Raw genomic sequence first — 12,698 nt, forward strand, 5'->3', positions numbered from 1 at the left:
TAATTCCTCCATTTTTCTCCCTTGATGGCTGGCTAAACTAGTATCATTCCGCGAAACGTTTCAGGATGAGAAACTCATAACGATGAAAGGCAGTCACAAATCCCGCTGGGTAATCACCATCGTGGTGGTCATCGCCGCCATCGCCGCATACGGGTTCTGGCAGAACCGGAGCGAACCGCAGAGCAGCGCGCCCGGCGCAACCGGACAAACGAAACCCACGGCTGGCGCAGGTCGTCGTGGTATGCGCTCAGGTCCACTCGCGCCGGTACAGGCCGCGACCGCCACGGAGCAGGCCGTTCCGCGTTATCTCACCGGTCTGGGCACGATGACCGCAGCCAACACCGTCACCGTACGTAGCCGCGTGGATGGACAACTACTGGCGCTTCATTTCCAGGAGGGTCAACAGGTTAAAGCCGGTGACCTGCTGGCGGAGATCGATCCCAGCCAGTTTAAAGTGGCACTGGCACAGGCGCAGGGCGTCCTTGCGAAAGACAAAGCCACCCTCGCTAACGCGCGTCGCGATCTGGCTCGTTACCAGCAACTGGTCAAAAGCAACTTAGTCTCCCGCCAGGAGCTGGACGCCCAGCAGGCGCTGGTGAGCGAATCCGAAGGCACGATTAAGGCCGATGAGGCCAGCGTCGCCAGCGCGCAGCTACAACTCGACTGGAGCCGCATCACCGCACCGGTTGATGGTCGGGTTGGTCTGAAACAGGTAGATGTCGGCAATCAGATTTCCAGTGGTGATACCAACGGTATTGTGGTGATCACCCAGACACATCCCATCGACCTGATTTTCACCCTACCGGAAAGCGATATCGCCACCGTCGTGCAGGCGCAAAAAAGCGGACAACCGCTGGTTGTTGAAGCCTGGGATCGCACCAATTCGAAAAAGCTCAGCGCGGGCGTATTGCTGAGTCTGGACAACCAGATCGACGTCACGACCGGGACGATCAAAGTAAAAGCTCGCTTTGATAACCAGGATGACGCGCTGTTCCCGAATCAGTTTGTGAATGCCCGCATGCTGGTCGACACGGAACAAAACGCCGTGGTGATCCCGACAGCCGCTCTACAAATGGGCAACGAAGGACACTTCGTCTGGGTGCTGAACGATGAAAACAAAGTCAGTAAGCATCTGGTCAAAACGGGCATTCAGGACAGTCAGAAGGTGGTGATCAGCGCCGGGATTTCGGCCGGTGACCGCGTCGTCACCGACGGGATTGACCGCCTGACGGAAGGGGCGAAAGTGGAAGTGGTGGAAGCGCAAGCCGCCGTCACCACCGATACAAAAGCCACCAGCCGTGAATACGGTCAGAAAGGAGCGCGCTCCTGATGCAGGTGTTACCTCCGAGCAGCACAGGCGGCCCGTCGCGCCTGTTTATTATGCGTCCTGTCGCCACCACGCTGCTGATGGTGGCGATTCTCCTCGCCGGGATCATCGGCTATCGTTTTCTGCCCGTCTCCGCGCTGCCGGAGGTGGACTATCCCACCATTCAGGTGGTGACGTTGTATCCTGGCGCCAGCCCGGATGTGATGACCTCTGCGGTCACCGCGCCGCTGGAACGGCAGTTCGGCCAGATGTCCGGGCTGAAACAGATGTCGTCGCAAAGCTCCGGCGGCGCGTCGGTGGTGACGCTCCAGTTCCAGTTGACCCTGCCGCTGGATGTGGCCGAACAGGAAGTTCAGGCGGCCATTAACGCCGCCACCAACCTGCTGCCGAGCGACCTGCCGAACCCGCCGGTCTACAGCAAGGTCAACCCTGCCGATCCGCCGATCATGACGCTGGCGGTGACCTCTACCGCCATGCCGATGACCCAGGTCGAAGACATGGTCGAAACCCGCGTGGCGCAGAAAATCTCCCAGGTCTCCGGCGTCGGGTTAGTGACGCTCTCCGGCGGTCAACGTCCGGCGGTCCGCGTGAAGCTCAATGCACAGGCCATTGCCGCGCTGGGCCTGACCAGTGAAACCGTCCGCACGGCGATTACCGGCGCAAACGTCAACTCCGCCAAAGGTAGCCTTGATGGCCCCACCCGCGCGGTGACGCTCTCGGCGAACGATCAGATGCAGTCTGCCGACGAATACCGTCAGCTCATTATTGCTTACCAGAACGGCGCGCCGGTTCGTCTGGGCGATGTCGCGACCGTAGAACAAGGGGCGGAAAACAGCTGGCTCGGCGCATGGGCAAATAAAGAACAGGCTATTGTGATGAACGTCCAGCGCCAGCCTGGCGCGAACATCATCTCAACGGCGGACAGCATTCATCAGATGTTGCCACAGCTTAAAGAGAGCCTGCCAAAATCGGTAAACGTGACGGTACTGTCTGACCGCACGACTAACATCCGCGCCTCGGTCAGCGACACGCAGTTTGAGCTCATGCTGGCTATTGCGCTGGTTGTGATGATTATCTATCTGTTCCTGCGCAATATTCCCGCCACCATTATTCCGGGCGTCGCCGTCCCGCTGTCGCTGATCGGCACGTTTGCGGTAATGGTGTTTCTCGATTTCTCCATCAACAACCTGACGCTTATGGCGCTGACCATTGCCACCGGCTTTGTGGTGGATGATGCGATTGTGGTGATCGAAAACATTTCGCGCTATATCGAAAAAGGGGAAAAGCCGCTGACAGCCGCGCTGAAAGGAGCCGGAGAAATCGGTTTTACCATCATCTCCTTGACCTTCTCGCTGATTGCGGTCCTGATCCCGCTGCTGTTCATGGGCGATATCGTCGGACGTCTGTTCCGCGAATTTGCTGTGACGCTGGCAGTGGCGATTTTAATCTCTGCCGTGGTGTCGTTAACCCTGACGCCGATGATGTGCGCCAGAATGCTGAGCCAGGAGTCACTGCGTAAGCAAAACCGCTTCTCCCGCGCGTCGGAGAAAATGTTTGACCGGGTGATTGCCGGTTACGGACACTGGCTGGCGAAGGTGCTGAACCATCCGTGGCTGACGTTGAGCGTGGCGCTCGGCACCCTGCTGTTAAGCATCATGCTGTGGGTGTTTATTCCGAAGGGCTTCTTCCCGATCCAGGATAACGGCATCATTCAGGGCACGTTGCAGGCACCGCAGTCCAGTTCCTTTACCAGTATGGCCCAGCGCCAGCGGCAGGTATCGGACGTGATACTGAAAGATCCGGCGGTTGAGAGCCTGACCTCCTTCGTGGGCGTCGATGGCACCAACCCGTCGCTGAACAGCGCGCGTCTGCAAATCAACCTGAAGCCGCTCGACGAACGTGATGACCGCGTCCAGAAAGTGATCGCCCGTTTGCAGGACGCCGTGGCGAGAGTGCCGGGCGTCGACTTGTATCTGCAACCGACGCAGGATCTGACGATCGATACACAGGTCAGCCGCACGCAGTATCAGTTCACGCTGCAGGCCACCTCGCTGGATGCCCTCAGCACCTGGGTGCCGCAACTGATGGAAAAACTACAGGCGTTGCCGCAGCTTTCTGACGTCAGCAGCGACTGGCAGGATCAGGGGCTGGTGGCGTATGTGAATGTCGATCGCGACAGCGCCAGTCGGCTGGGGATCAGCATGGCGGATGTCGATAACGCACTGTATAACGCTTTCGGTCAGCGCCTGATTTCCACGATCTACACTCAGGCGAATCAGTATCGCGTGGTGCTGGAACACAATACGGAAACGACGCTTGGACTGGCAGCGCTGGATTCAATCCGTCTGACCAGCAGCGACGGCGGCATGGTGCCGCTCAGCGCGATCGCTAAGGTTGAACAACGCTTTGCGCCGCTCTCGATTAACCATCTGGATCAATTCCCGGTCACCACTATCTCGTTCAACGTTCCGGACGGTTATTCGCTGGGCGATGCGGTCCAGTCGATTCTGGACAGCGAAAAAACGCTGAATCTGCCAGTGGATATCACCACTCAGTTCCAGGGTAGCACCCTCGCCTTCCAGGCGGCGCTGAGCAGCACCATCTGGCTGATTGTCGCGGCGGTGGTGGCGATGTATATCGTGCTCGGCGTGCTGTACGAAAGCTTTATTCACCCAATCACCATTCTCTCTACGCTGCCCACGGCTGGAGTCGGCGCGCTGCTGGCGCTAATGATTGCCGGTAGTGAACTCGGCGTGATCGCCATTATCGGCATTATTTTGCTGATCGGCATTGTGAAGAAGAATGCCATCATGATGATCGACTTTGCCCTTGCCGCTGAGCGCGAACAAGGGATGGCGCCGCGCGAGGCGATTTTCCAGGCCTGTCTGCTGCGTTTTCGTCCGATCCTGATGACCACGCTTGCGGCACTGCTGGGCGCACTACCGTTGATGCTGAGCACCGGCGTGGGGGCAGAACTGCGCCGTCCGCTGGGGATCGGTATGGTGGGCGGCTTACTGGTCAGCCAGGTGCTGACGCTGTTCACCACCCCGGTTATCTATCTGCTGTTTGACCGCCTGTCACTGTATATGAAAAACCGCTTCTCTCACCGGGAAGAGGAGGCGTAAATGAAGTTTTTCGCTCTCTTCATTTACCGCCCGGTGGCGACGATTTTAATTTCTCTCGCCATCACGCTCTGCGGCGTGCTGGGATTTCGACTGTTGCCTGTCGCCCCGCTGCCGCAGGTTGATTTTCCGGTGATTATGGTCAGTGCCTCGCTGCCCGGAGCCTCGCCGGAGACCATGGCGTCATCCGTCGCAACGCCGCTGGAGCGCTCACTGGGGCGCATTGCCGGCGTCAGTGAGATGACTTCAAGCAGTTCCCTCGGCAGCACGCGCATCATTTTACAATTTAACTTCGATCGCGATATCAACGGCGCGGCGCGAGATGTGCAGGCCGCGATAAATGCGGCGCAAAGTCTGCTGCCAAGTGGCATGCCAAGCCGCCCAACTTACCGCAAAGCCAATCCGTCCGACGCGCCGATCATGATTCTGACGCTAACCTCGGAGACATACTCACAAGGTGAGCTCTACGACTTCGCCTCAACCCAACTGGCGCAGACCATCGCGCAAATCGACGGTGTCGGCGACGTCGACGTAGGCGGCAGCTCGCTGCCCGCCGTGCGCGTCGGGTTGAATCCGCAGGCGCTGTTTAATCAGGGCGTCTCGCTGGATGAGGTACGCACCGCTATCAGCAACGCCAACGTGCGCAAACCGCAAGGGGCGCTGGAAGATTCCACGCATCGCTGGCAGATCCAGACCAATGACGAACTCAAAACGGCAGCGGAATATCAACCACTGGTGATTCACTACAATAATGGCGGCGCCGTACGGTTGGGTGATGTCGCCACGGTGACGGACTCAGTACAGGATGTCCGCAACGCCGGGATGACCAACGCCAAGCCGGCGATTTTGCTGATGATCCGCAAACTGCCGGAAGCCAACATTATCCAGACGGTCGACAGCATTCGGGCCAGACTCCCGGAGTTGCAGTCCACCATCCCGGCGTCGATTGATATGCAAATCGCGCAGGATCGCTCGCCGACCATCCGCGCCTCGCTGGAGGAAGTTGAGCAGACGCTGGTCATTTCCGTGGCGCTGGTCATTCTGGTGGTCTTTCTGTTCCTGCGATCCGGACGCGCCACGCTGATCCCCGCCGTGGCGGTTCCGGTTTCGTTAATTGGCACCTTTGCCGCGATGTATCTGTGCGGATTCAGTCTCAATAACCTGTCGCTGATGGCGCTGACCATCGCCACCGGCTTTGTGGTCGATGACGCCATCGTGGTGCTGGAAAATATCTCGCGCCACCTGGAAGCCGGAATGAAACCTTTGCAGGCCGCGCTTCAGGGCACGCGTGAAGTGGGCTTTACCGTGCTGTCCATGAGCCTGTCACTGGTCGCCGTGTTCCTGCCGCTGCTGCTGATGGGCGGGCTGCCGGGACGATTACTGCGTGAATTTGCCGTCACGCTGTCGGTGGCGATTGGTATCTCGCTGCTGGTGTCGCTCACGCTCACCCCGATGATGTGCGGCTGGATGCTAAAATCCAGCCAGCCACGGGAGCAGAAGCGGCTGCGCGGATTTGGCCTCATGCTGGTCGCGCTGCAACAGGGCTACGGTAAGTCGCTGAAATGGGTGCTCAACCATACGCGACTGGTCGGCGTGGTGCTGCTCGGCACTATTGCGCTGAATATCTGGCTCTACATTTCGATTCCGAAAACCTTCTTCCCGGAACAGGACACCGGCGTACTGATGGGCGGGATTCAGGCTGACCAGAGCATCTCGTTTCAGGCGATGCGCGGTAAGCTTCAGGACTTTATGAAGATTATTCGCGATGATCCGGCAGTGGATAATGTCACCGGATTTACCGGCGGCTCGCGAGTCAACAGCGGGATGATGTTTATCACCCTTAAGTCCCGCGATGAACGCCGGGAGACCGCGCAGCAGGTGATCGACCGTCTGCGGGTGAAACTGGCAAAAGAGCCCGGTGCCAATCTGTTCCTGATGGCGGTGCAGGATATTCGTGTCGGCGGACGCCAGTCCAATGCCAGCTATCAGTACACCTTGCTGTCAGACGATCTGGCGGCGCTGCGCGAATGGGAACCGAAGATTCGTAAAGCCTTAGCCGCCCTGCCCCAACTGGCGGACGTCAACTCTGATCAACAGGATAACGGCGCGGAGATGAATCTTACCTACGATCGTGAAACCATGGCGCGCCTGGGTATTGACGTGCAGGCGGCAAACAGCCTGTTAAACAACGCTTTTGGTCAGCGGCAGATCTCCACCATCTATCAGCCGATGAACCAATATAAAGTGGTGATGGAAGTCGACCCGCGTTACACCCAGGACATCAGCGCGCTGGAGAAAATGTACGTCATTAACAGTGACGGTAAGGCGATTCCGCTCTCCTGGTTTGCCAAATGGCAACCGGCGAACGCGCCATTGTCGGTGAATCATCAGGGGCTGTCGGCAGCGTCCACCGTCTCTTTCAACCTGCCTACGGGTTCCTCGTTGTCAGAAGCCAGTGACGCCATTAATCGGGCGATGACCCAACTGGGCGTGCCGTCTACCGTGCGCGGCAGTTTTGCCGGGACCGCGCAGGTCTTCCAGGAAACCATGAATTCCCAGGTGATCCTGATTATTGCCGCGATCGCCACGGTCTATATTGTGCTTGGCATGCTGTATGAAAGTTATGTCCACCCGCTAACCATCCTCTCCACGCTTCCCTCCGCGGGGGTGGGCGCGCTCTTAGCGCTGGAGATTTTCGATGCCCCGTTCAGCCTCATCGCCCTGATAGGGATCATGCTCTTAATTGGCATCGTGAAGAAAAATGCCATCATGATGGTCGATTTTGCGCTGGAGGCGCAAAGGCATGGCAACCTCACGCCAGAACAGGCGATTTTCCAGGCTTGTCTGCTGCGTTTTCGCCCGATTATGATGACCACGTTGGCCGCGCTGTTTGGCGCGCTGCCGCTGGTGCTTTCCGGCGGTGACGGTTCTGAACTGCGTCAGCCGCTGGGGATTACCATTGTCGGCGGTCTGGTGATGAGCCAGTTGTTAACACTCTATACCACTCCGGTGGTGTACCTCTTCTTCGACCGTCTGCGGCTGCGTTTTTCGCGTAAACACCGTAAACCGATAACTGAGACATGACAGAACTCCCCAACAGCACCCGCTGGCAACTGTGGATTGTGGCATTCGGCTTCTTTATGCAGTCGCTGGATACCACCATCGTCAATACCGCGCTTCCCTCGATGGCAAAAAGCCTCGGGGAAAGCCCGCTGCATATGCACATGGTCGTGGTTTCGTATGTGCTGACCGTGGCGGTCATGCTGCCTGCCAGCGGGTGGCTGGCAGACAAAATCGGTGTGCGGAATATTTTCTTTACCGCCATTGTGCTGTTTACCCTGGGCTCGCTGTTTTGTGCCGGTTCCGGCACGCTCAATGAACTGGTCATGGCGCGGGTGTTACAGGGCGTTGGCGGTGCCATGATGGTACCGGTCGGCCGGCTGACGGTGATGAAGATTGTCCCGCGCGAACAGTACATGGCGGCGATGACGTTTGTCACGCTGCCAGGTCAGATAGGCCCGTTGCTGGGCCCGGCGCTGGGCGGGATCCTCGTGGAATATGCCTCCTGGCACTGGATTTTCCTGATTAATTTGCCGGTCGGTATTGTCGGCGCGATCGCCACGCTGCTGCTGATGCCCAACTACACCATGCAAACCCGACGCTTTGATCTCTCGGGTTTTCTGCTACTGGCGACGGGGATGGCGGTTCTGACCATCGCGCTGGACGGCAGCAAAGGGATGGGGATGTCGTCGTTCGCGCTCGGCGCGCTGGTAGTGGGCGGTGTGGCGGCCATTTTGCTCTACCTGAAACACGCCAAAGCTAACCCGCGAGCGCTGTTCAGTCTCCACCTGTTCCGCACGCCAACCTTCTCGCTGGGGCTGTTCGGCAGCTTTGCCGGACGCATCGGCAGCGGCATGTTGCCTTTCATGACGCCGGTCTTTTTGCAGATTGGTCTCGGCTTTTCCCCGTTTCACGCCGGGCTGATGATGATCCCGATGGTGCTGGGTAGCATGGGCATGAAACGCATTGTTGTACAGGTGGTTAACCGCTTTGGTTACCGTCGGGTGCTGGTCGCCACGACGCTTGGGTTGTCGGTGGTAACCCTGCTGTTTATGTCCACTGCGCTGCTGGGCTGGTATTACGTGCTGCCGCTGGTGCTGTTTGTTCAGGGCATGGTCAATTCGACGCGTTTCTCCTCCATGAACACCCTGACCCTGAAAGATCTGCCGGATGAGTTGGCCAGCAGCGGGAACAGCCTGCTGTCGATGATTATGCAACTCTCAATGAGTATCGGCGTCACCGTTGCCGGTCTGCTGCTAGGGATGTTCGGACAACAACAGTTTACGGTGGATAGCGGAACGTCGCATACCGTCTTTATGTACACCTGGCTGTGCATGGCTTTTATCATTGCGTTGCCCGCCGTGATCTTTGCCCGCGTCCCAAACGATACCCATAAAAATGTCGTCATTGCGCGACGCAAAAGGAGAACCTGATGAAGCTCTGGCGACCCGGCATTACCGGCAAACTGTTTCTGGCGATTTTCGCCACCTGCATCGTGTTGTTGATCAGTATGCATTGGGCGGTACGCATCAGCTTCGAGCGAGGGTTCATTGACTACATCAAAAACGGCAACGAGCAGCGTCTGACCATGCTCAGCGACGCGTTAGGTGAACAGTACCAACAGCACGGCAGCTGGCGCTTTTTGCGCAATAATGACCGCTTTGTGTTTCAGATCCTCCGCTCCTTTGAACATGACAAAGACGATGATAAACAAGGCCCTGGTATGCCGCCACACGGCTGGCGCACGCAGTTCTGGGTGGTGGACCAGGATGCGCATGTCATGGTTGGCCCGCGCGGCCCGGTTCCCGCAGACGGTACGCGGCGGCCCATTCTGGTTAACGGTCAGGAGGTCGGCGCCGTCATTGCCTCCCCTGTTGAACGTCTGACGCGTAACACCGACATTAATTTCGATAAACAGCAGCGGCGCACCAGTTGGCTGATTGTGGCGCTCTCAACCCTGCTGGCGGCGCTGGCGACCTTTCCACTCGCGCGCGGACTGCTGGCCCCGGTCAAACGGCTGGTCGAAGGCACGCACAAACTGGCTGCGGGGGATTTCACCACCCGTGTTGCCGCCACCAGCGCCGATGAGCTGGGCAAACTGGCGCAGGACTTTAATCAGCTCGCCAGTACCCTGGAAAAGAATCAGCAGATGCGTCGCGATTTTATGGCCGATATCTCGCATGAGCTGCGCACACCGCTGGCAGTCCTGCGCGGTGAACTGGAAGCGATTCAGGACGGCGTGCGAAAATTCACGCCGGAATCGGTGGCCTCGTTACAGGCGGAAGTGGGGACACTGACCAAACTGGTCGACGATCTGCACCAGCTTTCGATGTCTGACGAAGGCGCGCTGGCCTACCAAAAAACTACCGTCGACGTGATCCCACTGCTGGAAGTGGCGGGCGGCGCATTCCGCGAACGTTTTGCCAGCCGGGATCTGACGCTACAGTTTTCCCTGCCCGATAGCGTTACCGTGTTCGGCGATCGCGATCGCCTGATGCAGTTATTCAACAACCTGTTAGAAAACAGCCTTCGTTACACCGATAGCGGCGGCAGCTTACGTATCAGCGCAGAGCTGCGCGACAAACGCGTGCTGATCACCTTCGCCGACTCCGCGCCGGGCGTCAGTGACGATCAGCTTAAGAAACTGTTCGAGCGATTCTACCGCGCCGAAGGATCGCGCAACCGCGCCAGCGGAGGGTCCGGACTGGGACTGGCGATCTGCGTCAACATCGTTGAGGCCCATAATGGCCGCATCCACGCTGCCCATTCGCCTTTTGGCGGGGTAAGCATTACAGTAGAATTACCGCTGGAACGCGATTTACAGAGAGACGTATGACTGAGTTACCCATTGATGAAAACACGCCACGCATTCTGATTGTGGAAGATGAACCCAAGCTGGGACAGTTACTTATCGACTATCTGCGCGCCGCGAGCTATGCCCCGACGCTGATTAGCCATGGCGATCAGGTACTGCCTTATGTGCGCCAGACGCCGCCGGATTTAATCCTGCTGGATCTGATGCTACCGGGTACCGATGGCCTGACCCTGTGTCGCGAAATCCGTCGTTTCTCCGAGGTGCCAATCGTGATGGTCACCGCCAAAATTGAGGAGATCGACCGCCTGCTGGGACTGGAAATTGGTGCGGATGATTACATCTGCAAACCCTACAGTCCGCGCGAAGTGGTCGCCCGCGTGAAGACCATTCTGCGCCGCTGTAAGCCGCAGCGTGAATTACAGCAACTGGACGCCGAAAGCCCGCTGATCGTCGATGAAAGCCGTTTTCAGGCCTCCTGGCGTAATAAAATGCTCGACCTGACGCCTGCGGAGTTCCGCCTGCTGAAAACGCTGTCTCACGAACCGGGGAAAGTGTTTTCCCGTGAGCAGTTGCTGAATCATCTCTATGATGATTATCGCGTGGTGACCGACCGCACCATCGACAGTCATATCAAAAACCTGCGTCGCAAGCTGGAAGCGCTTGACGAAGAGCAGTCGTTTATCCGTGCAGTGTATGGCGTCGGCTATCGCTGGGAAGCGGATGCCTGCCGGATTGTCTGACACGGTAGCGCAAATAGTGGCCCGATAACGCCGCGTTATCGGGCCCGGCGTTTTCCTTTACCTCATTTGCCCGCAGCGCTACAATGCCCGCCCTTAACGTGAGGACTCTCCTCTAGCCGCTTCATCAGGTGAAGCGGATCTGACCTGTCATCAGAACGAGAACATTATGTTTAAACCGGAACTCCTTTCCCCGGCGGGAACGCTGAAAAATATGCGTTACGCTTTCGCCTATGGCGCAGATGCCGTCTATGCGGGCCAGCCGCGCTACTCGCTGCGCGTGCGCAATAACGAATTCAACCACGAGAATCTGCAGCGCGGCATTAATGAAGCCCATGAGCTAGGGAAAAAATTCTATGTGGTGGTCAACATCGCCCCGCACAATGCGAAGCTGAAAACCTTTATCCGCGATTTGAAGCCGGTGGTGGAAATGGGTCCGGATGCCCTGATCATGTCCGATCCGGGTCTTATCATGCTGGTACGTGAGAATTTCCCGGAAATGCCGATTCACCTCTCGGTCCAGGCCAACGCCGTGAACTGGGCGACGGTAAAATTCTGGCAATCGATGGGGCTGACCCGTGTGATTCTGTCGCGCGAACTGTCGCTGGAAGAGATTGAAGAGATCCGCAACCAGGTACCGGAGATGGAGATTGAGATCTTCGTTCACGGCGCACTGTGCATGGCCTATTCTGGTCGCTGCCTGCTTTCCGGTTACATCAATAAGCGCGACCCGAACCAGGGCACCTGTACCAACGCCTGCCGCTGGGAATATAACGTACAGGAAGGCAAAGAAGATGTGGTCGGTAATATCGTCCACAAATACGAGCCGATCCCGGTACAAAACGTGGAGCCGACGCTGGGTATCGGCGCGCCAACCGATAAAGTGTTTATGATTGAAGAGGCCCAGCGCCCGGGCGAATACATGACCGCGTTCGAAGACGAGCACGGCACTTACATCATGAACTCGAAAGATCTGCGTGCCATCGCCCACGTTGAGCGCCTGACGCAGATGGGCGTGCACTCGCTGAAAATTGAAGGCCGTACCAAATCTTTCTACTACTGCGCGCGTACCGCACAGGTTTATCGTAAAGCGATTGACGACGCCGCTGCCGGTAAGCCGTTTGATCCGCAGTTGTTGGAAACGCTGGAAGGTCTGGCGCACCGTGGTTACACCGAAGGTTTTCTGCGTCGCCACACCCATGACGATTATCAGAACTACGAATACGGTTACTCGGTATCCGAGCGTCAGCAGTTCGTGGGTGAGTTTACCGGTGAGCGCAATGGCGACCTCGCGGCCGTGGCAGTGAAAAATAAATTCTCCGTCGGCGACAGCCTGGAACTGATGACCCCACAGGGCAACGTGAACTTCACGTTAGCGCAGATGGAAAACGCCAAAGGCGAGCCAATGCCAGTGGCGCCGGGGGACGGTTATACCGTATGGATCCCTGTTCCACAGGATCTGATGCTGGATTATGCACTGTTAATGCGCAATTTTTCCGGCGAATCGACGCGAAATCCGCACGCTAAATAGTTAATCAGGGTTATTTTTTCACGCCAGGAGGAATCTTAGAAACCGATCACATACCGCTTCGTTCATTAAGGGTATTATCCGTTTCGCTGAAAAACATAACCCATAA

General features: G+C 57.5%; 7 protein-coding genes. All 7 read left to right on the forward strand.

The genetic code is table 11. From position 1 onward, the window contains the following. The first annotated feature begins 82 nt into the window (after window positions 1-82). Complete coding sequence (locus ACQ0PY_RS15185; RefSeq protein WP_044266095.1) at window positions 83-1,330, forward strand: MdtA/MuxA family multidrug efflux RND transporter periplasmic adaptor subunit; 1,248 nt, start codon at window positions 83-85, stop codon at window positions 1,328-1,330. Then, window positions 1,330-4,452, forward strand: coding sequence for a multidrug efflux RND transporter permease subunit MdtB (mdtB, locus tag ACQ0PY_RS15190; protein ID WP_109740380.1), 3,123 nt, complete (start codon window positions 1,330-1,332; stop codon window positions 4,450-4,452). The genes ACQ0PY_RS15185 and mdtB overlap by 1 nt, the downstream gene beginning before the upstream one ends. Further along, window positions 4,453-7,533: a multidrug efflux RND transporter permease subunit MdtC gene (gene mdtC / locus ACQ0PY_RS15195; protein WP_044266099.1), complete on the forward strand. Its 3,081-nt coding sequence runs from the start codon at window positions 4,453-4,455 to the stop codon at window positions 7,531-7,533. After that, window positions 7,530-8,942 carry an MFS transporter gene (locus ACQ0PY_RS15200; RefSeq protein ID WP_044266103.1) on the forward strand — a complete coding sequence of 471 codons (1,413 nt, stop codon included), beginning with the start codon at window positions 7,530-7,532 and terminating at the stop codon, window positions 8,940-8,942. Before mdtC ends, ACQ0PY_RS15200 begins: the two co-directional genes overlap by 4 nt. Continuing rightward, on the forward strand, window positions 8,942-10,345 hold the full coding sequence (gene baeS, locus ACQ0PY_RS15205) for an envelope stress sensor histidine kinase BaeS (protein WP_044266106.1): 1,404 nt from the start codon (window positions 8,942-8,944) through the stop codon (window positions 10,343-10,345). Before ACQ0PY_RS15200 ends, baeS begins: the two co-directional genes overlap by 1 nt. Next, entirely contained in the window at window positions 10,342-11,064 is a 723-nt protein-coding gene (gene baeR / locus ACQ0PY_RS15210; protein WP_044266109.1) for an envelope stress response regulator BaeR, read from the forward strand. Before baeS ends, baeR begins: the two co-directional genes overlap by 4 nt. 166 nt (window positions 11,065-11,230) lie before the next feature. Further along, window positions 11,231-12,592 carry a prephenate-dependent tRNA uridine(34) hydroxylase TrhP gene (gene trhP, locus ACQ0PY_RS15215; RefSeq protein ID WP_043000166.1) on the forward strand — a complete coding sequence of 454 codons (1,362 nt, stop codon included), beginning with the start codon at window positions 11,231-11,233 and terminating at the stop codon, window positions 12,590-12,592. The last annotated feature ends 106 nt before the right edge of the window (window positions 12,593-12,698 follow it).

The organism is Citrobacter sp. LST-B2 (assembly GCF_057983045.1).